The 26783-nt window shown below is 43.2% G+C and carries 22 protein-coding genes; 12 read left to right on the top strand and 10 right to left on the bottom strand.

The features are described 5' to 3' along the window. The 5 genes from B5X60_RS07940 (at window position 1) to B5X60_RS07920 (ending at window position 7258) form a co-directional block, all read left to right on the top strand. The gene (locus B5X60_RS07940; RefSeq protein ID WP_245803481.1) at window positions 1–1719 is read left to right on the top strand and encodes a RagB/SusD family nutrient uptake outer membrane protein; all 1719 of its coding nucleotides are present in this window, start codon (window positions 1–3) and stop codon (window positions 1717–1719) included. A gap of 184 nt (window positions 1720–1903) precedes the next feature. Then, entirely contained in the window at window positions 1904–2791 is an 888-nt protein-coding gene (locus B5X60_RS07935) for an ROK family protein (RefSeq protein WP_079702053.1), read from the top strand. Window positions 2792–2802: 11 nt separating this feature from the next. Next, window positions 2803–5094 (top strand): GH92 family glycosyl hydrolase, encoded by a 2292-nt coding sequence (locus B5X60_RS07930; protein ID WP_079702052.1) that lies wholly within the window; start codon window positions 2803–2805, stop codon window positions 5092–5094. Between the two features lie 41 nt (window positions 5095–5135). Further along, a complete protein-coding gene (locus tag B5X60_RS07925) occupies window positions 5136–6179 on the top strand; it encodes a LacI family DNA-binding transcriptional regulator (RefSeq protein ID WP_079702051.1) in 1044 nt (347 codons plus the stop codon). Window positions 6180–6184: 5 nt separating this feature from the next. Continuing rightward, window positions 6185–7258: an acyltransferase family protein gene (locus B5X60_RS07920; RefSeq protein ID WP_079702050.1), complete on the top strand. Its 1074-nt coding sequence runs from the start codon at window positions 6185–6187 to the stop codon at window positions 7256–7258. 14 nt (window positions 7259–7272) lie between these two features. Here the strand turns inward: B5X60_RS07920 and B5X60_RS07915 are convergent, their stop codons facing one another. The 4 genes from B5X60_RS07915 to B5X60_RS07900 all read right to left on the bottom strand — a co-directional run bounded on the left by B5X60_RS07915 (window position 7273) and on the right by B5X60_RS07900 (window position 10075). Next, entirely contained in the window at window positions 7273–7686 is a 414-nt protein-coding gene (locus tag B5X60_RS07915; RefSeq protein ID WP_079702049.1) for an EamA family transporter, read from the bottom strand. A 22-nt stretch (window positions 7687–7708) separates the two neighbouring features. Beyond that, window positions 7709–8356 carry a phosphatase PAP2 family protein gene (locus B5X60_RS07910; RefSeq protein ID WP_079702048.1) on the bottom strand — a complete coding sequence of 216 codons (648 nt, stop codon included), beginning with the start codon at window positions 8354–8356 and terminating at the stop codon, window positions 7709–7711. An 11-nt stretch (window positions 8357–8367) separates the two neighbouring features. Further along, the gene (locus B5X60_RS07905; RefSeq protein ID WP_079702047.1) at window positions 8368–9549 is read right to left on the bottom strand and encodes a BamA/TamA family outer membrane protein; all 1182 of its coding nucleotides are present in this window, start codon (window positions 9547–9549) and stop codon (window positions 8368–8370) included. Between the two features lie 166 nt (window positions 9550–9715). Then, on the bottom strand, window positions 9716–10075 hold the full coding sequence (locus tag B5X60_RS07900; RefSeq protein WP_079702046.1) for a response regulator: 360 nt from the start codon (window positions 10073–10075) through the stop codon (window positions 9716–9718). Between the two features lie 213 nt (window positions 10076–10288). Here B5X60_RS07900 and B5X60_RS07895 point away from each other — a divergent pair, with 213 nt between their 5' ends. After that, complete coding sequence (locus B5X60_RS07895; RefSeq protein ID WP_079702045.1) at window positions 10289–11023, top strand: DNA-formamidopyrimidine glycosylase family protein; 735 nt, start codon at window positions 10289–10291, stop codon at window positions 11021–11023. Here B5X60_RS07895 and B5X60_RS07890 read toward each other — a convergent pair. The 4 genes from B5X60_RS07890 to B5X60_RS07875 all read right to left on the bottom strand — a co-directional run bounded on the left by B5X60_RS07890 (window position 11003) and on the right by B5X60_RS07875 (window position 14578). Continuing rightward, entirely contained in the window at window positions 11003–11254 is a 252-nt protein-coding gene (locus tag B5X60_RS07890; RefSeq protein WP_079702044.1) for a PLDc N-terminal domain-containing protein, read from the bottom strand. The genes B5X60_RS07895 and B5X60_RS07890 overlap by 21 nt on opposite strands. A gap of 94 nt (window positions 11255–11348) precedes the next feature. After that, complete coding sequence (locus B5X60_RS07885; protein ID WP_079702043.1) at window positions 11349–13028, bottom strand: aminotransferase class V-fold PLP-dependent enzyme; 1680 nt, start codon at window positions 13026–13028, stop codon at window positions 11349–11351. A gap of 417 nt (window positions 13029–13445) precedes the next feature. Further along, on the bottom strand, window positions 13446–14042 hold the full coding sequence (locus B5X60_RS07880; RefSeq protein WP_079702042.1) for a fasciclin domain-containing protein: 597 nt from the start codon (window positions 14040–14042) through the stop codon (window positions 13446–13448). Between the two features lie 71 nt (window positions 14043–14113). After that, window positions 14114–14578: an NUDIX domain-containing protein gene (locus tag B5X60_RS07875; protein WP_079702041.1), complete on the bottom strand. Its 465-nt coding sequence runs from the start codon at window positions 14576–14578 to the stop codon at window positions 14114–14116. Between the two features lie 73 nt (window positions 14579–14651). On the opposite strand from B5X60_RS07875, the gene B5X60_RS07870 reads away from it, so the two are divergent. Next, window positions 14652–14861: a DUF6965 family protein gene (locus B5X60_RS07870; RefSeq protein ID WP_079702040.1), complete on the top strand. Its 210-nt coding sequence runs from the start codon at window positions 14652–14654 to the stop codon at window positions 14859–14861. Window positions 14862–14951: 90 nt separating this feature from the next. Here B5X60_RS07870 and B5X60_RS07865 read toward each other — a convergent pair whose 3' ends face one another. Continuing rightward, complete coding sequence (locus B5X60_RS07865; protein ID WP_079702039.1) at window positions 14952–15398, bottom strand: hypothetical protein; 447 nt, start codon at window positions 15396–15398, stop codon at window positions 14952–14954. A 254-nt stretch (window positions 15399–15652) separates the two neighbouring features. Between B5X60_RS07865 and B5X60_RS07860 the strand changes: the two genes are divergently transcribed. The 5 genes from B5X60_RS07860 (at window position 15653) to B5X60_RS07840 (ending at window position 23999) form a co-directional block, all read left to right on the top strand. Beyond that, window positions 15653–16396 (top strand): DeoR/GlpR family DNA-binding transcription regulator, encoded by a 744-nt coding sequence (locus B5X60_RS07860; protein ID WP_079702038.1) that lies wholly within the window; start codon window positions 15653–15655, stop codon window positions 16394–16396. Between the two features lie 176 nt (window positions 16397–16572). Next, window positions 16573–17766 (top strand): anhydro-N-acetylmuramic acid kinase, encoded by a 1194-nt coding sequence (locus B5X60_RS07855; protein ID WP_079702037.1) that lies wholly within the window; start codon window positions 16573–16575, stop codon window positions 17764–17766. A gap of 32 nt (window positions 17767–17798) precedes the next feature. Next, window positions 17799–20813, top strand: coding sequence for a SusC/RagA family TonB-linked outer membrane protein (locus B5X60_RS07850; protein WP_079702036.1), 3015 nt, complete (start codon window positions 17799–17801; stop codon window positions 20811–20813). 19 nt (window positions 20814–20832) lie between these two features. Beyond that, window positions 20833–22143 (top strand): RagB/SusD family nutrient uptake outer membrane protein, encoded by a 1311-nt coding sequence (locus B5X60_RS07845; RefSeq protein WP_079702035.1) that lies wholly within the window; start codon window positions 20833–20835, stop codon window positions 22141–22143. A 59-nt stretch (window positions 22144–22202) separates the two neighbouring features. Continuing rightward, window positions 22203–23999: a serine hydrolase domain-containing protein gene (locus tag B5X60_RS07840; protein ID WP_079702034.1), complete on the top strand. Its 1797-nt coding sequence runs from the start codon at window positions 22203–22205 to the stop codon at window positions 23997–23999. Window positions 24000–24041: 42 nt separating this feature from the next. On the opposite strand, the gene B5X60_RS07835 is transcribed toward B5X60_RS07840, so the two are convergent. Continuing rightward, window positions 24042–26699, bottom strand: coding sequence for a PAS domain S-box protein (locus B5X60_RS07835; RefSeq protein ID WP_079702033.1), 2658 nt, complete (start codon window positions 26697–26699; stop codon window positions 24042–24044). Window positions 26700–26783 lie beyond the last annotated feature (84 nt).

Here is a 26783-nt window from a genome sequence, read left to right as displayed (position 1 = left end):
ATGGGCATACCGCTCACAAACGGACATGAATATGCCCACGATAGCTTCATTGCCGATAAAAAACAAAATTATATTCAAATGAAAAGTAAGAAATTATTATATATGGCAATAACGGGCATTCTGTGTGTTAGCACGGCATGTACCAAATTGGATGAGAATGCTTATGACCAGCTCCTCACCGATGATTTTTACAATAACAAAGCAGAAGTTCTTTCGGCGGTTCTAAGGCCTTACACACATGCCAATGCCTGGGTTACACCGTCGGGACAAGACGGATGGTGGAGACCAGCTGAGCTTTCTGGCGACCAGCTTGCATGGCCAACAAAAGGGCGTCATGGTGAAGACGGCGGAAAATGGAAACGTCTGCACTACCATACCTGGACAACTGATGAGGGAGGATTGAATAATGCCTGGTCACTGATGTTCTGGGGTATGGGCCTTTGTAATGACCCAATTGAAAATATTTCTAAAAGGGATATTTCTAAAATGGGAATCACGCAAGCTGAAAAGGACGGCTATGTGGCTGAGCTAAAATTGCTGCGTGCGTTTCACTACCTGAAGTTGATGGACCTTTTTGGAAATATTCCAATTGTAACGCAGGTTGGTGTTCCAGCGAAGCCAGAAACTATGCCTCGTGCTGAGGTCTTCAAATTCATAGAAAAGGAGATCAAGGAGAATATTGACAAAGTGCCAAAATTATCGCGTGCGATGATGGGACGTATGTCACAAGCTGGAGCTTATGCGATGCTGGTTGAACTTTACCTTAATGCAGAGGTTTGGACTGGTACGCAAAGATGGGATGATTGTATCGCCGCAGCAAATAAGCTGATCAGCGGTGAAGCAGGTGGACAAAATGGTGCAATGGCATTGGATCCAAATATCATCGATACTTACAAGCCAGAAAATGACCTTTCGAAAGAGGTGATCTTCAGTATTGCCTACAATTTCAGCGTTGCTAACTTCCAGCCTTCCTGGACCGGTGAGTTTTATCACTTCAAACAACAGGAAATTTATGGTGGAGGTCGTAATGGTAACGATGGTATAGTGGTTATTCCAGGTGTTTACTCAACTTTTGAAGCAGCTGATCAACGGCGCTCGAACTGGATGCTGATAGGCCCGATGGTGAAATTTACTGATGGCGTTACTCCGGTTCTTGCTTCGGAAGAATATGCCGGACAGCAATTGGTGTTTGTTGACAATATCCGTAAAAATAAAACCAACTCAACCGTCACAAACATGAGCGAAGGTGAAGAAAACAGCGGTGTACGGTTTAACAAGTACAAGCTTGGAAATCAATTCCCGGGACCAGGCGGTAATCCACCTATCAATCCAAATTATAATAACACCGACTGGAATATCTATCGCCTGACGTGGATCTATTTCGCAAAAGCCGAAGCTATTATGCGGAAAAACAATAAAACGGCAAATGCTGAGGCCGTTCAATTGATAAATGACACTAAAAAGCGCGCATTCTTTGCAGCTGATTGGGCAACACGAGCTTATACTCCTGCAACCCTGACTATGGACGAATTACTTGCTGAACGGGGAAGAGAATTTATTTTTGAAGGATTCAGAAGAAACGATTTGATCCGTTTCGGTAAATTCAGTACTGCAGCATGGTGGGATCATACTCCTACAGCAGCAACTCGTGAGCTGTTTCCAATTCCACAACAGCAGATTAACCTTAATGGTAACCTGAAACAAAACCCTGGTTACTAATTCTGCCTATACAAAGCGGGTGCCTTATGCACCCGCTTTTTTAATACCTGATAATCCCAGACAGATGATGCCAGGATATATTATCCCGTCTCTAGATCTTTGTCAAAATTTGCCATTTTTAGCAGGGATTAATTAAAATACAATTAAGTTTAGGGTGTTGCGGGCATCTTTTTTAAAATTAGAAATGGAAAATCCTCTTGTATTGGGTGTTGATATCGGAGGTTCACATATAACAGCTGGGCTGATTAATCTGGGAGAGCGAAAAATAATCAGCACATCTATAAAGTATAAAGAAATAAACCCTCATGAAAAAGCTGAGGTGATTATAAATGCCTGGTGCCAGGTAATTGAAGAAGCCTATGCAGGCTGGAATGTCAGGGAGAAACGAATTGGGCTTGCATTACCAGGACCGTTTGACTATGAAAATGGGATCTGCCTGATTAAGGAACAGAATAAATTCCAGTCTCTTTATCTGATGAATATCAGGGATGAATTTGTTCGACGTTTAAATGTCAAGCTCTACAATATTAAGTTTGTTAATGACGCGGAGGCGTTTTTAAGAGGAGAACTATTCGCTCATCCACCCGGCGAGCAATCAGTGCTTGGGATCACATTGGGAACTGGCCTTGGTTCAGCCTTATGCCTTAAGGGCGAAGTCTCTGATGCAGATCTTTGGAATACGCCATTTTTGGATGGAATTGCCGAGGAATATTTGGGAGGAGGATGGCTGATCACTCGTTATCACCAATTAACAGGTGTTCGCTTACCCGGGGTCAAAGAATTGAGTGCAAGGGTGAACAGCGATCAGAAAGCAAAACAGGTGTTTGGAGAATTTGGACATAACCTGGCGCGCTTCATCGACAGCCAGATTAATATGCATCGCCTTGACCAGGTGGTTATAGGAGGGAAAATCTCCCATGCTTTTGATCATTTTTCAAAGGAACTCACGGCAAACCTGCTCCATAGGGAGGAAATGGTGTTAATCCGGGTTTCAGAATTGAAAGAAAATGCAGCGCTTCTGGGGGCTGCAACCGAAGAGTTTGACAGGAAATTGAACCGACAGGAATTATAAATAAAGAAACCATGAGAAATAAATTACTGATTATACTTATCGCATTACCATTTTTTGGCGCTTTTGCACAGAGCGTCCATAAGTCTGCTGAACTGGTCGATTTCGTTAATCCACTAATGGGGACTGATTCAAAGCCATCATTGTCCAACGGAAATACCTATCCAGCAATCGGCCTGCCCTGGGGAATGAATTTGTGGACTCCACAAACCGGCAGAATGGGGGACGGCTGGGCATATACCTACGCTGCGGATAAGATTGTAGGTTTTAAACAGACTCATCAGCCCTCACCCTGGATGAACGACTACGGTCAGTTTTCAATAATGCCTGTAACCGGCAAACTCAGGGTTGCCCAGAATGACCGTGCCAGCTGGTTTTCTCACAAGTCTGAAATCTCAAATCCATATTATTACAGTGTTTATCTGGCTGACCACGACGTCACGACCGAGATCGTCCCTACAGAACGTTCGGCACAATTTCGATTTACGTTTCCAAAGTCAGACAGCTCCTTTGTAATATTAGATGCTTTTGATAAGGGCAGTTTCGTTAAGATCATCCCTGCAGAAAGAAAGATCATCGGATATTCCACACGTTACAGCAGGGGGCCACTAAAGAATTTTAAAAATTTCTTTGTTATCCAGTTTGATAAGGACATTACCGTGTCGGGGACATGGGATGGAAAGGTTTTCACGGCGGGGAAAAACGAACTTCTTGCCGATCATAGCGCTGCAGTCATTGGATTTAAAACAGTTAAAGGTGAGCAGGTGAACGCTCGGATAGCATCGTCATTTATAAGTGTAGAACAAGCTCAGGTAACATTGAACCGGGAAGTAGGAAATTCGACATTTGATCAGACGAAAATGAACGGGCGTAAGATATGGAACGAGACGCTGGGCCGGATTAAAGTTGAGGGTGGAAGTGTCGACCAGTTAAGAACATTTTACTCCTGTCTTTACAGGTCGGTGTTTTTCCCAAACAAGCTTTATGAGATCAATGCAGAAAATAAAATAGTTCACTGGAGCCCTTACACCGGAGAAACACTTCCGGGTTATATGTTTGCTGGGACTGGATTTTGGGATACGTTCCGGGCCCTGTATCCATTTTTGAACCTGGTGTACCCTTCTATCAATAAAGAAATGCAGGAAGGGCTGATCAATGACTATAAAGAAGGCGGCTGGCTTCCTGAATGGTCAAGTCCGGGATACGCCAATATAATGATAGGGCAGAACTCTGCATCGGTGGTAGCAGATGCTTATATAAAAGGTTTAAGAGGTTATGATATTGAAAGCTTATACCAGGCGATAGTCAAAGGAGCTAATAATGAAGGACCGATAGAGGCCGTTGGCCGGGAAGGTGTGGAATATTACAACAGTTTAGGCTATGTTCCTTATGATGTGAAGATCAAGGAGAACGCTGCCCGGACACTGGAATATGCCTATGATGATTTTGCGATCTATCAGCTTGCAAAGGCATTAAATAAACCGCAGGCGGAAATTGATCTGTATGCAAAGAGAAGCCAAAATTATCGTAATTTATTTGATCCGTCAACGGGTCTTATGAGGGGAAAGAATAAAGATGGAAGTTTTCAATCCCCGTTCAATCCATTTAAATGGGGAGGAGCTTTTACAGAGGGGAACAGCTGGCATTATACCTGGTCTGTATTTCATGACGTAAAGGGGCTCGCAAATTTGATGGGCGGCAATGAGAAGTTTGTTACCAAGCTGGATTCCGTATTTTCAATGGCTCCTATATTCGATGAAAGCGCTTACGGTGGGGTAATTCATGAGATCAGAGAGATGCAGATTGCAAACATGGGCCAGTATGCCCATGGAAACCAGCCTATCCAGCACATGATCTATCTGTACAACTACGCCGGGGCGCCCTGGAAAACTCAATACTGGGTACGCCAGGTTATGGATCGTCTGTATAAGGCTACGCCTGATGGATATTGCGGAGATGAGGATAACGGTCAAACTTCTGCGTGGTATCTTTTCTCGGCGATGGGGTTTTATCCCGTTACTCCGGCCACGGATCAGTATGTATTAGGGGCACCATTGTTTAAAAAGGTAACCTTAAAACTGGAAAATGGGAAAGAGCTGGTCATCAAGGCACCTGAGAATTCAAGCTCTAATGTATATGTTCAGCAAATGAAGCTAAATGGTAAAAATCATGAGCAGAATTGGGTCAGTCATCAGCAGCTATTGAAGGGCGGCGAGCTTAACTTTAAAATGTCCGCATCACCTGAAATGAAAAAAGGTATCACTTCTGTGACGTTTCCATATTCCTACTCAGACGATAATAAATAAAATATAAGAAAAGAATATATTGCGTTTATAACGTTTTCAGCTTGAAGAAAAGATCGTCCATTACTGATATTGCAAATGTTCTAAAGATTTCGCCGACTACAGTATCCTTTATCTTGAATGGAAAGGCGAGGGAAAAAAGGATAAGCGTCGAACTTGTAGAAAAGGTAGAGAAGTACATTGCGGAGGTTGGGTATAAACCAAATTCCCTGGCAAGAAGCCTGCGTACTGGAAAGACCAATATTATCGGGTTGATGGTTGAAAGCATTTCCAATCCCTTTTTTGCAACGATCGCGCGGAGGATTGAAGAGCTTGCTTACAAAAATGGCTATAAGATTATCTACTCCAGCACCGATAATAATACTGTAAGGACCAAGGAGCTTATCCAAATGTTCCGCGAACGGCATGTGGATGGTTATATTATTAGTCCCCCCGAGGGGATAGAGGAAGATGTAAGCTCCTTAATAAATGCGGGTATTCCAGTTGTTTTCTTTGACCGATACCTCACGGATGTTGCCGTCGACTCAGTAACAATTGACAATTTTTCAAGCAGCTATGATGCGGTTAAACATTTGATCAGTACAGGTTGCAGGAATATCGGTTTTGTTACCCTGGATTCACTGCAAACGCAAATGCAGGACCGGCTGAGCGGCTACGAAAAGGCAATCGAAGAAGCGGGGCTTACCCTCCATGTGAAGGAGATTGGTTTTAATCAAAGTACCGAAAACATTGTGAGGCATATCGTTACTTTTCTTAAACGAAGTGTCAAACTTGATGCTATTTTCTTTGCAACGAATTACTTGGGCATCAGCGGCCTCAAAGCAATCCGGACACTTGAACTGGACGTGCCTAATGACCTTTCTGTAATTACGTTTGATGATCATGAATTATTCGAATTACATAAGCCTTCCATTACAGCGATCTTTCAACCCGTTGATGAGATTTCGGATAAAGTCATAAACATCTTGCTGAATAAAATGAAATCGGGAGCGAAACATAAAAAGGAGCAAAACCTGGTGCTCCCTACTGAGTTAGTAATACGTGATTCGACCATCGCGGCCACGGTTCCTATGGTAAATAACGACTAAAGGTCATGAACACCGACCTGCTTCAATCCAAACAGCATTTCCAAATTCTAGATGGTTTGAGAGGAGTGGCTGCACTGGCTATAGTTATTTTCCATTTTATGGAAATGGTGTTTGAGTTCAGCAAAAATTTCATTGGGCATGGTTTCCTGGCAGTTGATTTCTTTTTTTGTTTATCCGGATTTGTAATAGCTTATGCTTACGATAATCGCATCGCAGGCATGGGAACCTGGGAGTTTTTTAAAGGAAGGCTAATCCGACTTCATCCCCTTATAGTGTTTGGGTCGGCCCTGGGACTAGTAAGCTTCCTGATAGATCCGTTTTCTGCTTACAGCAACGTGTACAGCGCGGGAAAGCTCGCCTTAATGTCTCTGGCTTCAATCTTTCTTATCCCCTTGCCCATAGCCGAAGAACGTTCTTTTAATCTTTTTACTCTGAATGCACCGACCTGGTCGTTGTTTTGGGAGTATATTGTCAACATTTTTTATGCCTTGATTCTTTATCGCTTAAGTCGGCGCCCCTTGTTATTATTGACAGTCATCGCGGGTCTTATCTTGTGTTTTGTTTCATTTCGTGCAGGAAATCTGCTTGGTGGATGGAGCGGAGGTACTTTCTGGGACGGCGGTGCGCGTGTTTGTTACTCCTTTATGATCGGCATGCTAATCTTCCGTTCAAACTGGATCATTAAAAACAAGCTGGGCTTTGCTGGCCTGGCAGCGCTTCTTTCTCTGGCCTTTATAATGCCCTATTCAGATTGGAATTGGCTGACCGAAGCGATCGTGGTATTGTTTTATTTTCCACTGATTGTTGCTTTGGGTGCCGGAGCCACTGTTAGCCCGGAGATGAGGAAGCTCTGTGAATTCTCGGGGAATATTTCATACCCTCTTTACATGACACATTACATGGTCATTTGGGTGTTCCTTAATTATTATACTGCTTATAAACCGGAAACTGCTCAGCTCACCCTTATTATTATCATTGGGACAATGCTGTTGATCGCGTTTGCTTATCTTGTAATGATGTTTTACGACATCCCTATCCGAAGCTATCTGGTGAGAATAAGGAAGCAGAAACTTCGTTAGAAGCATCTTCTGACTCAGGAAATGATCACAAATGTTCCTGCTACAATGAGCAAGCCGCCGATAACAGTTTTTAGTTCCATCGGTTCCTTTAGAAACACAAACGATAAACCCATTGCGATGGCAACACTAAGTTTGTCGATAGGTGCTACTTTTGAGACGTCGCCTGTTTCTAGGGCCTTGAAATAGAATATCCACGACAAGCCTGTTGCAACACCCGAAAGAACCAGGAAGATCAGATTTGTTCGGCTAAGCTGCTTTACTTCCTTTAGTTCGCCTGATAATAAAATTATCCCCCAGGCCATGAAAAGAATGACAACGGTTCGGACCGCCGTGGCAACGTTCCCGCTAATTCCTTTTACACCTACTTTTGCCAGCACAGCTGTTGCGGCTGCAAAAAGGGCAGATAACAGCGCATAATATTTCCACATACTTAAACGTAAGGATTAGCACTCAGGAATGCTCACTATGATTATGATTCTTCATGTAAAAATAACTTAGTCCAAACAGTATTAAAATACCAAGCAAGGCTCCGCCAAGTACATCTGTGAACCAGTGAGCGCCCAGATAAATTCTGGAGACCGGCACGGTGAATATCATAAAGGCACAAAATGCCATCACGCAAATCCGCAATGACTTGTTAATATCTTTCAGATGATACATCAAGATGATAAGAAAACCAAAGAATGAAACATAGAACAGTACATGGCCACTTGGAAAACTTTGATGTTTGGCTTTCTCTATAATAAGGACCAGGTCGTCTGTTGGCCGGGGACGGTCGATCAAGATCTTTAAGGACCGACCTATAATTCCTGATATCATCGTCAGCAAAATAAAAAGGCTTTCTTTTCGGCGTTTGTATAAGAAAAAGATCGCCGCTACGGTTAGCACAATTATAATCGACTGAGGGGCATAACCTGGCCAGCTAATAATCTTCATGACAGAATCAATGAAGGGGTGCTGGTGTTCCTGAATTTCTTCCGAAAACTCCCGGTCAACTACAGAAACAGGAAATGAAGATACCAGGATGGTAAGAGCTATAAAGCCCAGAAATATTCCTCCGAGCACATATAGTAAGATACGTTTCCTCCGTTCCTTCATAAATGGCTCTGCTAGAAACGCTGCCGAAGAGCTACTGTAGGCTGTAAACGCTCATTTGAAAACCCAGCAATTCCACGGATAAAGAGTTTATTGAATGGTGTTGCAAATACACCGGCACCAAATCCATGGTGAATGGTGTTTGATGATTCATTTTTTACCCATATCCGGCCTGCATCGTAGGATCCGATAAAACCAATTTTTCCAGGCATAAGCTTGCGGAGAAAATTAGGGATGGTTATTCGTGCTTCCAGGTTATTGTACAATACATGATCGCCTGCAAACCTATGTTTCCTGAATCCTAGCAAATTATCCTGACTGCCGAGAAAAGCGCTTTGATAAAATGCCGGGCTCCCGATGGTAAGCCCGCCACCAATTCGATTTGCAAGGACGAAGTTTCCATTCGCGTCCAGTGATTTGTAGAATGATAACTGGCTGAATAATTGCGCAAATGACTGCGAGCTCTTGTTTAATCCTTCAAAACCCTGCGCTAATATGTTGAAATTTATTCCCCGGGTTGGGAGCACTTTATCATCACGGCGATCCCAGTTAAAGTCGATCAACAATCCACCATGCAGTTTGTCGGTGTAGAGATCAGTAAACTGAGTGCTTACTGCCGGAGTATTAAAATATCTGCCGTCATTGCTGCCGTCGACAAAATGCTGAAGGGAAGGCCCTGCGGTTATCGAAACTTCCTTATTTAACTTGAAGCGCAATGCCGGTTTTAATTCGTAAAACGAAAAATTTACCCGATAGTATTTTCTGAAATCGCCCGACTGATCAAACTCTGTGTCGTTACCCAGACCAAAGAAATTAATGATGTTACCGTTCATGTCTGCCAGGGCTTTAATCGTAAGATCTGTGCGGCCGAAGACCTCTTTTATATCAGCTTCGTACTCAATCACAAAAGAGCTCGTAGTTAGGCTGTGCAGGGCTTTTATATTTTGAAAACTACCAGCCTGCCCACTGCTGGATTTATCACGTTGAATTTTGTAGGAAAGGCCAAGCGAAATTCCATCGATAGCCCGGAGATCAGCGGTGGGGCTTAAGCGTGCACCAAGAAGACGATTGCCAAGCCCAGGCTCCTCCGTTGTATCTTTAATGCCTTTTAGCGTCTCGGGCTGGCCTATTCCCTGAGCAGATGATGAAACTGCGAAATGAAACGTAATTAAAAAAAGGATCAGAATTCTTGACATAGTGTTTGTTTTTGATGGTTAAGAATTCGCGATTCTTGGTGTATTGGAATGCTTGGTCTATACTTTGATTTTAGCGATAACAAAAATTTAGGACCGAAGTTTCTTTTTAGTATTTATATGTCACTTGTATTACAAAGCTTGTTCTCTGGTCAACATTCGATAGAGGTCAATTCACATACGTTTCGACCTGGGTTAATAAGTACTGGATATCGAAAGGCTTAGGAATGAATGTTTCCGCATTGCAAGTTTTTTCCCCAGCAGAATATATCGTGTCTGAAGCTGATATGATGATGATAGGAATATGTTGAGTACGGGGATCGCCTTTTAAGTATCTGCAAAGATCGCGTCCGTCAATATCTCCGAGAACTATATCGAGCAAGATAATATTTGGATCATAGTCGATAACCGAATCTGAAAGATTTAAGCCCGAATTGATACACTTAACTTCGTAACCATTCAACTCCATCAAAATTTTGATCACGTCGAGTATTTCCTGGTTATCGTCTACAACTAAGACTCTTTTCATTCAGAATTTGTGACTATGCTCGTAAGCAATTTTTATGCCCTGTTATCTCAAATATTAATAGCTGGCCTCAGAAACTTGAGTATATATTAAAAAACTATCTCATTCAGCAATATTGTGACAAACAGAGCCGATTGTATAAACCAACGGCTATAAAAATTGTACAGTGCTGAACTATTTTTTAAACAGTTCCTTCAGCCCTGTGTTAAATAATTCATGCCTGAAGGACCAACCATTAAATTGTTAGCAGAAGAAACTCAGCTATTCGTTGGAAAAAAAGTAATCAAAGCTTCAGCCCTGACAAATGATCTTGACCTTGCTCGCTTTAAGGGCCAGAAGATAAAATCGATCAAATCGTTTGGTAAACAGTTGCTGATAAGTTTCGATGACTTCGCTGTTCGAATACACCTTATGCTCTTTGGGTATTACGCTATCAACGACACTTTTCCTGCAGGTAAACTCCGTCTCGGACTTCATTTTAAGGAAGGTGAAATCAATTTCTATGCGGCCGATGTACGATTTTTAGAAGAGCCTATTACAGATTTATATGATTGGAGAATAGATGTACTAGACTCCGTTTTTGATAAAAAGTTAGCTGTGAAGAAGCTTAAAACCCTTGACAATGAACTCATCTGTGATGCATTACTGGACCAGTCGATCTTTGCCGGTGTTGGAAATATTATCAAAAACGAAATGCTCTTTAAGGCCTGCGTACACCCTTTGAGTAAGGCAGTTGATATACCGGATGAGAAAAAACGGGAACTGGCGCGGGAAGCTGTTATTGTTAGTATTGACTTCCTCGATTGGAAACGTTCCGGGGTGAAAAAGAATCGGTTTATTGCACACTACAAAAAGATTTGTCCGAGAGATGAAGTACCTTTTAAAAAGTTGAAAGTCGGAAGGGGAAAGCGGGTGTGTTACTTTTGTGAATTATGCCAGGTTAAATATTGATGTTTTAGCCTGGCTACTCCCGGAAAAGTTTTTTCCGTAAAAAATATACACGAATACACCAAATAACGGGAAGAGCAGTACGACATTTGTCCATGCCCATTTTTTATCTCTCAGTTTGTACGGGTGTTTGGAGATATCGTATACGGCCCAGATGTCGAGTATGATAATTGGAATTGCCAGAATGAAAAATATTAACATTGGAAAATGCCGGAAGTATTCTAACAGACTCATCGTTTAAGTTTGAGTTTAAAGATAAATTATTTTCAGTAAAAAGCCGCCCATATAGGAAGGCGGCTTAGTTCGAATCATCTTGAATTTTATATCCTCAATTTCCCAATGGCGGCCCCTTAGGAACGACCACGTTCACTCTGGCATTTGGATACGTGTAGCGTTTTGCGGTAAATTTCGAAGTGAGATATTCTCCCATGTGTATGTCGCCAGTCATCGTATCACCCGACACAGTACCGTAGAAAGTATAATCAATCGTGTCTCCAGGAACCGACCATCTGCTGTTGAATTTTATTTGATCGCCATCAATCGATCCAACTAATTCGCGGGATGAGAAATCTCCTTTATGTGTGCCCTGAATATAATTTCCGTCTTGCTTTTCAATGTAAAAATTGTGCTGGCTTGTACCCGTATAAAATTGCACCGTAACATCCCAGCGGCCTGCCAAATCTGTCGATGGAGCTTTCATAGGTATTACTGTTTTAGCTTCCCGTTTTCTGGTAAGCACTTCCGTGATGCGGTCGCCTATTACTTTTATCTGATCGGGCTGCAACATCGATCCACTTACGGATATCGAGGTTAAATTCGGGTTCGGTGCCGCACCTGCCGGACCGCGGCCTCCACCGCTTAAACCTATTCTTGGTGGGGTATTGGCAAGTTCATCGGTAAGCTCCGCGCCCGTGATGTGAAATTTGTTTGGATCCCATGATATAGTAACCCGCGGGCTTGCGTTATTTAGGGTTTCAGGGGCTGGTTCTGTAACCTGCGCGGTGACACCATCGATAGCAGTCACCTTTTTGGCAATAGCATCCATCCATGATTTCCATAATCTGGCTTCAGCAGCATGATCGCGGACTGCCCAGGCCTCCACCGCGGCCAGCATTCCAATGTGTTCCTCACGTCCGACTTTATTGTCGCGACCCGGACCATGGTGGGGTGAGCCTGATTGCCATGCAGCCATAAGCAGGTCTTTTTTCCCAAGGAGCAGTCCTGCACATTGCGGACCACGGATAACCTTACCCCCGCTGTAGGCGACAACGTCGATACCATTGTTCAGGTGGACATTGGGAATGGTAAGCCGTTCAGCAGCGACGTCGAGGAGAGTTGGTATGCCTTTAGCTCGAGCTATTTTTGCGACTGCCTGTGTGGTAAATGGTTCGCGATACCCAAACATGTAAATCAATGCCGTTCTCGGGCTAATAGCATTTTCAAGTTCTTCAAGTGTTTCAGGCATTATAACCTTCATCCCCGTATTGCGTATTGCATGATCGTAAAAATTCCGCATTGGCTTTGGAATAATTACTTCGGTTTTTTGAAAGCCTTCAAGGTTTGGAATCCGAACCAGCTTTTCGGGATTACCATCAGTGAGGCAGCCCACAGCCACGTGCTTTAGACCTGCAGCACATCCCGACGAGACCATACCCCATTCAGCACCCGTAATCTCACTCAATCTCTTTCCCACGGCCATAGCTAACTCATCTAGTTGAACATTGTAGAGTGCAGCATGCTCCATCGCTGTACGCACCTCAGGAAGTTCAACAGACGCCCCAATCATCGTAAGCGTTCCCCGGCCATTGATGATTGGCTCAACGCCGATCGATTGATAAATTCTTGGTCCTGGTTTCAGCGGCCCCGGAAGAACAGGTTCCGTGTTTAAAGGGTTTGGAAGCAGTCCTTCTGTGCCTGTTTCAGCAAAGGCAGACTGTAAGGAATTGCCAGCCACAGCCCCCGCTAATGGCAAAATTGACAAGCCTTTGATAACGTCTCTGCGTTTCATATTAATACTGTTTTTAGTTTATTGATTGCATTATAAATATGAAGAAATAAATTCCTAATTGGAATGATATCAAGGTAATATATGCATTACGGAGGGAGGCTTTTCAGAGAGAACGTTGTGAGTATTTACCCCTGGAATCTGAGATAGGAGGACTATGGTATATATGATCGGATCTTAAAGACAAGGATCCGAATTATATAATGGGGACGCAAAAATGTCGACCTTTTCCGATAGGTTTAAGGTTAAATGAACGTTCGTGGTCCTTGTCTCGCGAACACCTTCGAGCGTTTGCGCCGTCCTGCCTGCAGGTTTAATTATGTATCCAGCGACTTTTTTTCAAATTCGACATAAACAGAAAAAGCCCTCTCAAATTAATGAAAGGGCTCCTTCTGAAAAATTATTAAATAACTCTGCGGTTTAGTTAGGCATTAAAACACCATCTATAACATGAGTGACACCATTGCTTGAAACCACATCAGGAATGGTTACGGTCGCTCCACCAACCCATACCTTACCGTCTTTGACAGTAACTTTAAGTTTTTGACCCTGCACGGTAGTTAATTCCTGTCCGTCTTTCAAATCTGCCGCCATTAAAGCTCCCGGAACAACGTGGTAAGTAAGAACTTTCGTCAAATCAGCTTTCATCTCCGGCTTCATCAGGTTATCTAATGTTGCTTTAGGAACTTTAGCGAAAGCTGCATTTGTAGGCGCAAATACGGTGAATGGGCCCGTACCACTTAACGTTTCAGCCAGTCCTGCTGCCTGAACCGCCGCCACCAGGGTGGTGTGGTCGCTTGAACCTACAGCATTCTCAACAATATTTTTTGAAGGAACCATCATTGCACCTCCAACTTCAACACCTTCTGAAGTCATAGTTGATGCTGAATCCATCATAGCTGTTGAATCCATCATGGCACTGTCCTGGCTAGCAGATTCTGTTTTTGTCGAATTACACGCTGTCATTGTAGCGGCGAAAGCTGCAGCCACCATCAGGCTTAAAAATTGCTTTTTCATAAAATTTTGTTTTGGGTTTTAAGTTTTATGAGGCTACATACGATGTTAGCAGAAATTCGGATTTGCAGAATTTAATTATTTTCTAATAATTTCGAAAGCTCGTCAAGTAAGGGTACCTGACCAGCTATTATTTTTTCTTTAGCAGCGGTGATGCTTAACCATTCAACCCTGTCGATTTCTGCAAACTGTTGGATTTTTCCCGATCCCGGAGGCCATTCCAGGGGAAAGGTGTTTGATTGGATCGTCGATGGATCCAAATCTCCTTTAACTGCCCAGGCCAGTACCTGCTTGCCTGATTTTTGAACAACCGGATGTAGCTCGATCAAATCACCGGCAATACCCGTTCCCAGTTCCTCTTTAAATTCACGAATAGCGGCATCCTGAGGTTTTTCAGTGTCATCGAATTCGCCTTTCGGAATAGACCAAACGCCCCGGTCTTTGTTCCTATAATATGGACCTCCGGGATGAGCCAGCAGGACTTCAGGGAGATCATTGTTGCAACGATACATTAGAATGCCAGCACTTCTTTTTTTCATCTGGTCTAATTTTTGTGTTATAGGATACGATAGTCTACAGGATTGTAAACCTCACCTTTAAAAGTTTCAATTTATGGCTTTAGATGAACTACATGCATTTTTCAGCTCGGTAATTTTGCCTGATACGATCTTCGTGTCTGAAGGAGTTAAAATAATTAATGTCCCTGATTTTATACAGGGGCATTTACAAGCGTTGAAGGCAGTGGGTGAAGAACCTGTCGCAGCAGTTTTTTATGAACGCCTTGTGATGATCAAAGACTTGCTTATCAATCAAGTTGCCTGACAACCAGGGATGCAAATATTGATCTGGTAATTTTGAATTGATATAGAATTGGTATTGCCCGCTGTTACTGCAAGCAATACCATTGAATTTTTAAGCGGATTTTTTCCCCATGAGACTTAGTACACCTGCGGTCACTATCGCACCGAAAACGTAATAAGCAACAGTCATTATTTCCCTCTTATCACTATTAGCTACGTGTTTTTCATTTAAACCCATAGGTTTAGGCGCTTTAACCGCCGCAATTCCAGCGGATATTCCTGCCCCTATGGCACGGAGAAGCATAAATTTCCGGCCACCCATCCCGATTGCGGCAAAATACGAAGCATTCGTAACCATATCTCCGGCCAGCGTTATTCCATAAAGTTTTTTACCAGTCGGTGCATCAACATTCATCGCCTCAGCAGATTTCTTTACTGCCTGTTCTCCAACAAGATCCATCCTTGGAGCCTCGCTGTCAAATTTTCTCATAGTTTCATGCAGGATATTAAGTGCTGCTGCACCGGCAAAGCCTGCTATTAGTGATTTTGCAAAGTTCATAGTTGTAGTTTTAGGAGATAACAGAATAGGGAAGGGAAGGTTTTGGGAAATGATCTTGATGGTGGGAGGTCGGAAGTCTGAAGTCGGAGGTTAGAAGTAGGAAGTCAGGACAATGGGATAGGGTGGTGTGGAAGTTAATGGTCAGTCAGGAGTTAATTGAACCCGGTACGTTTTTAGTCAACTGTCAACCGTGAACTGTCAACCGTCAACTTTCAACAGTTTTTCCTAATTTGTCTCCCCAATTGACACTGCTCATGCTCAAGGAAGAACGATTAAATTACATAATCAGCCAAATAAACATTCATAACAAAGTTTTGTCTGCAGAGCTCAGCCTGCAATTAAGTGTTTCCGAAGATACTATCCGACGGGATTTGAATGAGCTCACAGAAAGCGGACTGATATTAAAAGTGCATGGCGGGGCAATATCCCGGTCATTTCATTCTCCCTTTTCAGAACGGGGGGTGTATAAAAAGGACGCAAAAAAGGAGATTGCGCGACGTGCCCTCGGATTAATTGAGGATGGGATGGTTATCCTGGTAGGTGGGGGAACGACCATGATCGAATTAGCTCGGATGGTTCCTGAGCAGCTGCATTGCACTTTTTTTACTATAAGTCCCCTGGTAGCTTTAGAACTGGCTGAATCTCCAAATCTTGAAGTACATCTTATAGCCGGGAAACTTTCTTCAAATTCTCAGATCCTTGTCGGTTCACAGGTAATCCATCAGCTCAGCGAGATCCATGCTGACCTGTGCTTTCTGGGTGCAAATAGTGTTTCGATAAAGGACGGTGTGACAGATTCTGACTGGGAGGTCGTCCAGGTGAAAAAGGGGATGATCAAAGCAGCGTCAGAAACAGCAATTCTGACCATTGCTGAGAAATTAAATTCCTTTCAGAAAATGAAAGTGTGTGGTCTGGGTGATATCAAGTACATGATCACTGATTTAGATAAAAAGCATGAAAGCTTCCAGCAGTATTCTAAGAAAGTAAAACTGATATAAAGATAAGTTAGACACCAGGCCTTGCAGTATTTTGCAGGTTTTTATAAAAGCGTGCAAAATAATTTGGTTTGTGATGAAAATCTCCCCACATTGCATTAAATATCAATTATTTTAAAAAGTTTAAAGCTCTTTTTTTCGTTTATTATGATTGATAATTGCTCTCGATCCAATAAAAAATGAATGCTAATATTCAGAATTTATACGATGTTGCGTCTAAGCCGGTTAGACGAATAATCGGTTTAATGTCTGGTACCTCCTTCGACGGACTAGATATTGCCGTTTGTGAGTTCCAAGGGAGCGGCCTTGGCACCCAAATTAAGGTCTTAAACTTCGTAACCAAAGACTATAAAGCGGAATTCAAAGAAGATCTTAAGTCTATTTTTGCAAAGAAGTTTGCCGATCTGGAAAAGATCACCCTGCTCAACGCGGTTATCGGAACTTATTACGCTGAATTAATTCTGGAATGCCTCGCTGAATGGAACATTTCACCAGATGACATCGATTTAATTGCCAGTCATGGTCAAAGTATTTACCATGCTCCATCACATCAGCATGGCATCACGGGCTACCCGAACGCAACCCTTCAAATCGGAGATGCAGACCATCTTGCGATGAAGACCGGAATCACGACATTGAGTGATTTTCGTCAAAAGCACATAGCTGCAGGCGGCGAGGGTGCGCCTTTGGCTGTGTATGGTGATTACCTGATCTTTTCAAGTGCAACGGAGAACCGGATCATGTTAAATATTGGTGGAATCGCCAATTTTACTTTTCTGCCTTCTGGCCATTCAACAGGTTTTTTCTCTTCAGATGTTGGCCCAGGAAATACGCTGATGGATCAATTTGTTCAACTGAAGTATCCTGGTAAATATTATGACAAAAATGCCGAAATCGCTAGTTCCGGTAAGCCCGACGTAGGCTTGCTCAACGCATTGCTGGATCATCCGTTTTATCAGGCAGGTTTTCCTAAAACTACGGGTCCTGAGCTGTTCAGTCTGGAATATTTAAACGGTGCGATGGCTCGGTCAGGGCAAAATAATCTTTCCAATGAAGATGTAATGGCAACCCTGGCCTTATTCTCTGCGAAAGGTATTATAATGGCTATAGAAGAATCCGTGAAGGGTAGAGGAGAATTTGAAATTTATTTAAGTGGTGGAGGAATGTATAATCCACTTCTGGTGAACTATGTGGAAGAACATTTCAACCGGAAGTTAAAATTTACATCCGATCTTGGGATTAATCCGGATGCTAAAGAAGCTGTGTTATTTGCTTTGCTGGCAAATGAGGCAGTGGCCGGTGGTAATACGCCTTTTGGCGACCGTCCGGGCGTACCTACTGTGTCAATGGGGAAAGTCAGTTTCCCTAAATAGCTAAATTAACAAATCAATTAAAAATCAGAAGTATGGAAAAAGTGTTACAAACATTCAGAAGATGGCCACAGCTGCTTGTAGTCGTAGCCATTATGTGTTGTCAGTTGGCAACAGCGCAAACTTCGCGATCCACCATTAAGGGTGTTATCACAGATGCGCGAAATAAGGAGCCACTCATTGGGGCTGCTGTTAAAATTTCAGGTACCAATCAGGGTACATCGACTGATGTCAATGGTGCCTTTACATTGAATGCTGATTTGCCTGCCGGAAGTTACCCGGTAGTCATCAGTTATACCGGTTATAAAAGCGTCACACGGACAGTAGCTTTAAACTCAGCAGGAGTTACACTGAACGTAGAAATGACAGAAGATGCCCTGAGCATCGACGAGATTGTAGTTACCGGTACCACGGTGGCCACAAGTAAAAGGCAATTAGGAAATGCAATATCTACGGTTTCTGCAAAGCAACTGGAAGGTGGGGCTGCCACCTCGGTTGACCAGGCTCTTGCCGGAAAGGTTGCCGGTGCCCAGATCTCCCAAAACTCGGGTAACCCTGCGGGTGGAATTAGTGTCCGTTTACGTGGTAACAGTACGATCGCAGGATCCAGTGATCCGCTTTATATTATTGATGGTGTAATCGTTAATAACAGTTCTGCAGAGCTTGTCGACTTGGGTGGATATACTCAGAACAGACTTGTTGACATTAACCCGGCGGATATTGATCGGATTGAAATCATTAAGGGTGCAGCTGGTGCAGCTATTTACGGATCACGTGCAAGCAATGGCGTGGTTCAGATATTTACTAAGCGAGGTAAATCAGGCGCCCCGGTAGTTTCAGTTTCAACCCAGTTCCGCAGCAATTCACTAAGGAAAAAGATAGAATACAATGAATATCCTTTCCGTTTTGTTGATATTTCTGCAGCTGCAAATGCAAACACAACACAGGTTCCTGTGACTCGTTACGATATCCAGGATGAGATCTTTGAAACGGCATTAGGTTCAGAAACAAACGTTTCTGTTTCCGGTGGTTCAGATAACAGCCAATATTACGTGAGTGCTGGATACCTTGGAAACAACGGAATTATCAAAAATACTGATTTCAACAGGGTAACTGGTCGTTTGAGATTTGACCAGCGGTTTAACAGCTGGTTGAAATTAAGTACCGGTTTAAATTATACAAGAAGTACCAGTGCTGAATTACCGAATGGCGGTATCAATTCTGCCTGGGGTGCTTTGACAGGATTTATTTTTGGCAATAACTATGTCAATCCAAATCCAGATCCTGTTACCGGGGTTTATCCAACATTAGCCCCAACAGGTTTATTAAGAACAAATCCTTTAGAGGCGATAAATCGTTTCAATTTTGATCAGCAAACAAACCGTTTGATCGGTGACGTAACGCTGTCTGCCGAGCCGACAAAAAATTTCTCGGTTAATTATACTCTCGGACTTGATAATGCTACGCAACTTGCTACAGCCTATATTCCAATTGGGAACACAACACCGGCAAACACTACAGGGTATGCTAGAAAAGCGGACAGGATTAGTTTGTTGCTAAATAACGACCTCAACCTGGCTTATAAAGCTAAAATTGGTTCATGGCTGGAATCGACGACTACTGCTGGTGGAACCTTGCAGTCGGAGCGTGTTAATTCTAACAGTATTACCGGAACTCAGTTAAGTCCTGTTAGTCAGGCAGCATCAAGTGGTGCATCAATTGTGACAGGAGATTTCAATTCGACTTTGAATATTTTTGGTTTCTACGTTCAGCAAACCTTTGGCATAGCCAACAAGCTATATCTTACTGGAGCTATCCGCAGGGACGTGGCTTCTTCTTTTGGTGTAAACAACCGCTGGAAGACCTATCCTAAGCTGAGCGGATCTTACATTATTTCCGAGGAAAACTTCTGGAAGGAATCTGCTCTTGGTTCGGTTATCCCGAACCTGAAGCTGCGTGCTTCTTACGGAAAATCAGGGAATTTAACTGCGATAGGGCCTTACGATCAATTTACTAATTATGCAAACGTTTCTTTGGCGGGCTTGCCGGGACTGTCGGCTCCAGGCCAGTTAGGAAATCCTGACGTTAAACCAGAGCGCCAGACTGAAAAGGAAATTGGTTTAGATGCAAGTTTCCTGAAAGACAGGTTAGGTCTTGAAGTATCACTTTACGACAAATCAGTTCAGGATCTGCTCCTTTTAGTAACCTTACGTCCTTCAACGGGTTATCTGACTCAATATCAGAACATTGGTAACATGACTAACAAAGGTTTTGAAATGATGCTTCGCGGTGTTCCTGTTCAAAGCAGCAATTTCAAATGGAGTTCAGCGTTAATCTTCTCGAAGGTTAAAAATAAAGTTAGCGATGTTCCTGGTGGTGTAGTTACATTCCCTGGTGGTTTTGGGCAGGTAGCGGCAGTAAATGGTTATCCCCTCGGCGCATTTTATGCAACAAAATTCGCGCGTGACGCGTCTGGTGCCTTACTTCTTAACGCTGCGGGATTCCCTCAGCCAGAGCAGAGAAGCCGTAACGCTGCTGGCCAGCCAACTGGTGGTAATCTTCCAGGTGTTATTGGAGATCCTAACCCGGATTGGACTGCATCATTTACGAATGAGTTCAATGTAGGTAAGAATCTTACCCTGAGAATGCAGTGGGATGCGTCCTATGGTAATGATGTGTTCAACTTTACCAGACGTGTCGGAGATCGTGATCTGTATGGTGGTTTGAAAGGTTATGAGGATGAGCTCCGCGGAACGGTTAAAAAAGGAACTTCAACCGCTTTGTTCAGCATTATGGAAAACTGGATTGAAGACGGATCTTATTTAAAGTTCAGAGAGATCGCAGCTTCGTATGATATCCGTCTAAAGGCGTTGAATAATAAACCACTAAAAGTAACTGTTTCCGGTAGGAACCTGTTATCGATTGATAAGTATAAAGGATGGGATCCTGAGACTAATGCCGCTGGTCAAAGTACTGGTGTGCGTGGTTTTGACTTTGTTGAAGTTCCAATCCCAAGAACTATTGCTGTGGGCTTAAATTATACTTTTTAATTATTAAAACTGAAAAGAGATGAAAACGAATTTTATATATAAATATCTCCTTCCTGTGATGGTGTTATTTGTCTCCTCGTGTGACCTGGATCAAACAAACCCTAACAATGCAACTGATGCGCAGGTGCTGAACTCTAAAGAAGGTCTTATTGCCCTTAGTATCGGGATAAGACAGAACTACTCAACAAATGGACTTGGCAACTTAATGCTTGCTCCAACCGTTACTGCGAGAGAGATGAAAGGCTTTGCAACTTTCACAAATACCCTGGAACTTGAGGCCGGTGGTACTGCATTACCAAGCGCAAATGGCATTATTCTGAACTACTGGTCAGGAATGCAGAAACAAATGAACATGAGTGAGAACCTGATTGCAAATGCGCCGAACGTTGCCGGTCTGGAGCCGGGACTGCTGAGCGGAATGATGGCACAGGCTTATCTGTTCAAAGCGCTTGCATTGGCTAACCTTGCCCTGGTATTTGAACAGGCTAACCTCAACAGCGATATTGCTGAGCCGGTAACCTTCGTGCCACGTGCCCAGGTATTGGCGGAGTCTCTAAGACTCATCGGACTTGGGATCACTGCAATTACCACAACACCGCCATCTTCGTCATTTACTGCACAAATTTCTGGTCCGGATTTCGACCTTAGAAATTCCCTGTATGCTATGCAGGCTAGAGTAAATATGATGGCAGGAAATTATGCGCAGGCCTTGACAAGTGCTAATACGGTAGACCTGACTAAGAAGTCAAGCTTTACCTACACCACCATCAGTCCGAATCCTACGTATACAATTTACAATGTCACCAAATCATATCGTCCGAGAGAGAATTTCGGACTACCTGCAGGCTTGTTCGAACCAGCTGATAAACGTTTAGCGTTTTATTTTACTACTCCAAGAGATGTATTAAACGGAGATCCGGTTGTTACCTTAACTGGATTTTCAGCCGCTCAAACAACTCCAATACCGGTTTATCTACCAGATGAGATTAAGCTGATCAAAGCTGAGGCAATTCTGAGAACTGATGGTCCTTTGGCTACAGCTCTTGCATTGATCGATGAGGTCAGAACTCAAGCATCAGGCGATCTTTTCGGTGTGAATGCTGGTCTTCCTGCATATACTGGCCCGGTTACAAAAGATGCGTTGCTGCTTGAAGTTTACAAGCAGCGTTGTGCTGAGCTTTATCTGAGCGGTTTAAAGTTGGATGACACCAGACGATTCGGTCGACCGGCCCCGCCTGCTAACAACTCAGAACGCAATCGTATTTTCTATCCTTATCCGGATCAGGAAAGGATAAATAATAAAAATACTCCTGCAGATCCTGCAATTTAATTTAGACACAAGTACTGAGAGAGGAACGAATTGTTCCTCTCTTTTTTTTGACCTCAATTATGAGAAAAATATTATCTCTACTGCTCATTTTCGCTTCGTCAATAACTTTTGGGCAGGAATCAGGTACCTCCGCTGGAATGAATGTTGCGGAACATAGCACTGTTGTTCTTAATAATATTTATGGAACGATTCCTCTGAAAAATTTAAGCGACCTGAAAATTGCGAGTTTAGATCTGCGATTTCCAAACTCGGCTGCATTTGACAGCATCGCACGGAAGTACTGGGCGGTAGTCGATTTCAGGGGTGATACGATCAAAACTTCTGAGGGTTTTAACTTCATGCACATGAAGCTGAAACTGTACAATACAGTTATTCTTAAATTATCGGATCAGAGCACCATTAATTCAGCATTAAATCATTTCATCTCGGATCTGGAAAGCCAGACCAGGTTAATTATTGTTCTATCGGGAAACGGAAACACCCTGGCAAAGTTAGATAAAGTGAAATCGCCGGTAGTTTGGATGAAGCTAAAAACTCCGGAGGCCGCGTCTGTTGCCGCTCAGGTTATTTTTGGAGGAGTGGCGTCAAAAGCAAAACTTGATAATAATTACGGTACAACCTTCAGGAAGGGAAGTGGCTTTAATACTGACAAAATCAGATTAGGATATTCTGTTCCTTCAGAAGTTTCATTGAGCCCAAACTTTGGTTCTGGTATTGATGCAATTGTGAAAGAAGGAATAGCCGCGCATTCTGCACCTTCAGCGGTAATTCTCGTTGCTAAAGACGGCAAAGTCATCTTCAATAAAGCTTACGGATCGCATAGATATGATGGGCCAGTTCCCACAAAACTGGATGACATTTATGATATGGCATCCGTAACTAAGGTGACAGCCACGACTCCCTCTATCATGCGTCTTTATGATCAAAAAATGATTGGGCTGGACAGTCTGATTAGTAAATACGTGGCTACAACGCGAAATATCCCGGACAAGAGCGACATAAAAATTAAAGAAGCCTTACTTCACGAAGCCGGATATTTCCCTTATATCAAATTCTTCGAATTACTTAAACCGGGAGAGATGAGCAAAGATTCCTCGGCTGCTTATCCTGTTAAAGTTGCTGACGGCTACTTCCTGCGTGCAAATTATTTTGAGGATGTGATGTGGCCGGTAACGTTGAAGTCGCACGGTGGAACACGGGGAAAATTTGTATACAGCGACATCAGCATGTACATGTTAAAGGAGGTTGTTGAACAGGTAACTCATCGGCGACTTAACGAATATGTAATGAACGAATTCTATCTCCCTCTCGGAATGCAGGCTACTGGTTTTTTACCGCGGAATCGATTCGACCGATCGCGAATCGTCCCTACTACAGAAAATGATAATTGGTTTAGAGATATGCTTGTTCAAGGCTATGTGAATGACCCTGGTGCCGCTATGGCCGGCGGTGTGGAAGGCCATGCAGGACTGTTTTCGAATGCCAATGATCTTGCTATTTATTACCAGATGCTGCTCAACAAGGGCACATACGGTGGTGAGAAATTTTTTAATCCGGCGACGGTAGATCTGTTCACTTCACGGCAATCCCGGGTTAGTCCGCGTGGCTATGGTTTTGCGAGATTAACCGAAGCAGAAGAAAAGGCAAATAAAGGTTATCCTTCTCAGCTTGCATACGGACATAGCGGATATACGGGAACCTACGTTTGGGTTGATCCGAAGTATAATTTGGTGTACATCTGCTTAACTAACAGGGTATATCCCGACGATAATAAGACTTATGGTGTTTCGAAGGTTAACTTGCGGGCAAGGGTTTTAGACTATGTTTACGAGGAGATTATAAAAGCTCAAAATTAGTAGAAAGGATAGTTCAAAGATATTTTACTGGCAGCTGCAAATTCAGTTATCAGGCACATTATCTGCAGCCAGCGGTAGTGCAAAACAGAATGTTGAACCTTTGCCTTCCGCACTGGTGACCCAAATTCGGCCACCTTCCCGTTTTATTATCTCGGATGAAATGTAGAGACCGAGACCAAGTCCTGGAAAAGTGTGCTGCATATTTCCGCTTACCCGGTAAAATTGCTCGAACACTTTTTCCAATTTATCCTGTGAAATGCCGATCCCGAAATCCGTGACACACAATTTAATCTCGTCTTCTTTTACTGAAGTATGAATGATGATCTTTTCAGAATTTGGGGAGTATTTGATCGCATTCGTTATCAGGTTCGAAATCACTTGTCCAATACGTTCTTTGTCACCAAATACTAAACCATCGCCTTCATATTCCTCAACAAGGAGATGTTTGTCGGTAGTACGCTGAAGATCTTCAATCAATTCTTTTACCATTGGAATAAATTGAAAATCCCGATCATTGAACTGAAGTTTTCCTGAGTTAATTTTTGTTACATCAAGAAGGTCGCCAATAAGACTGGTAAGCCGGTTAATCTGGCCATCCATTCTGCTAATCATTTCAGCTTCTTTGGTTTCGCCTTTTTTGGAAAGTATTTTTTCAAGTACCTGTGTGTACGCCTTAATACTAGTAACCGGAGTTTTCAGTTCATGGCTAGCGATGCCTATAAAATCATCCTTTTGCTGCTGTAGGTGCTTTTGTTCTGTAATGTCTACACATGCTCCAATATATCCTGAAAACGTTCCGTCAGCACGGTATTGCGGCTGTCCGTTTGTAACACACCAATGAATTTTACCGTCGCTATGCAATAGCCGGAACTCAACTTCATAGAAATGCTTTTCTGCAAGATCGGATAGGATTTTATCCTTCACCCGGTTTCGGTCGTCTTCGTGGACCGACTCCAGCCAATTCCAGCCCAGGTTTTCTTCAAAACTACGGCCGGTCCAGTCAAGCCAGGTTTGATTGTTATACGTTACAAGCCCTTGCTCATCAGCCATCCAAAGTGCGGTTGGAGCGGCTGTTGTAATAGTTCTTAATAGTTGCTCACTCTCAGCCAGGGCCTGTTTTGCCGCCAGTTCAGGGCGTAGGTCTCTCATGACTGCTCCGACAGCGATCGGGTCTCCGGAAACAGGATCATCGATTCGGATACAGTTATTGAAGACGGGGAAAACTTCTCCCGTTTTCAGGTGTTTGACCCTCATTTGACCCGACCAGCTTCCTTCTTTCATGACCGTAGGCAGAACATCTCTCTCTACGATTTCCAGGTCTTCAGGTAAATGCAGGCTGCCAATTGGAGTCGAACGCACTTCTTCATCCGTGGTGAATCCTAGTAAATCTTTCCCCGCTTTATTGATATATGAATTTATTCCCTGTAGGTTCAAAATTGACATGAGGTCAACGCTATTGTCAACGAGTGTTATGAGTTTACGTTGTTCCTCTTTGGCTATTCTCTGTTCAGTAATGTCGAGCAGAGTTCCCAGTATCCGAACAGGTTTTTTACCCTGATAAATTACTTTCCCTTCAACTCTCACCCAATGCACGGATTTGTCTTTCCAAATCACCCGGGCTTCGTAAAACAACTCGCCTGTTTTCAGAGCATCTTTATGAGCCTGTTCTCGTTGATCAAGGTCGTCGGGGTCAAAGACTGTCACGTATTTCCGGCGTGAGACAGGTTCATCAAAGCCAAAAATATTCGCGAATTGCCTGGTTGTGAACATCTCCCCGGTGAGGAGATTCAGATCATAAGTGCCAAGCCCGACTGCATCAACTGCCAGGCGTGCACGTTCTTCTGCATCGGCGATTTGCTGTTTGGCATTAACCTGATCGGTAACCTCGGTTGCTAAGGCAATTACTCCGCTAATCGTTCCGTCGCTTTCCCGATATGGTTCGTAAACAAAATCGACGTAAACTGTTTCCAATTTCCCCTTTCGCATAAGCGGAACCATCATGCCTGCGCCTTTGAATGGCTCACCAGTTAGTCGGACATTATCCAGGAGAGCCTCAAACCCCATTCCCTTAGCATGTGCAAGGACATCGAAAACATTCTTTCCCGCCATCTCCTCCATGGTTTTCCCGTAGATTTCGCTCAGGGGCGGATTAATAAGATCCACAATGTAGTCTGGTCCTTTGAAAATTCCGATGCCAACGGGTGCCTGCATGAAAGTATTATGCAGCATTTCCTCCTGGTTACGCAGAGCGGTAATTCCAGCTTTTTCTCTTTCAGAAAGTTTATAGAGCTCTGTTACATCCAATGGTGAGTGAATGAAATAGATCACCTCACCATTATCATCAAGCACGGGAGTATTGCTCGTTGTCCAATATCTTTCTTCAAATTCATTAGTGCCCGGAATAGGGATATCATAGCGGTAATTGCTCATTACGTGAGCCTTCTTACTTGTAATTGCCTGGTGAAAAGAAAAGATAGTGCGTTCGATATTTTTAGAAATATTATCCGTCGGATTTTCCGGAAACACTCCAAATACCGGTTTGCCGATTAAATCTTCGCGGGTTGTATTAGTCGCAGCCAGATAAGCATTATTCACATCAAGCATGGTGTAATTTGGCGCATCAATGTCAATGATCAACATGGTGGCGGGACTGTTGTAGAAAATTTCTTTGTATTGGTCTCCGGGAAGTTTTTTGCTCATGCTTGATTGTGGGATGTCCAGCTAATTTAGGAATTATATTACGACGCAATTTCAGTTAATCGAAACATATGTGACTAACCGTAT

The organism is Daejeonella lutea (assembly GCF_900168015.1).
Taxonomy (GTDB): Bacteria; Bacteroidota; Bacteroidia; order Sphingobacteriales; family Sphingobacteriaceae; genus Daejeonella; species Daejeonella lutea.
The sequence above is the reverse complement of the archived record's forward strand: the minus strand, read 5'-3'. Positions and strand labels throughout refer to the sequence as shown.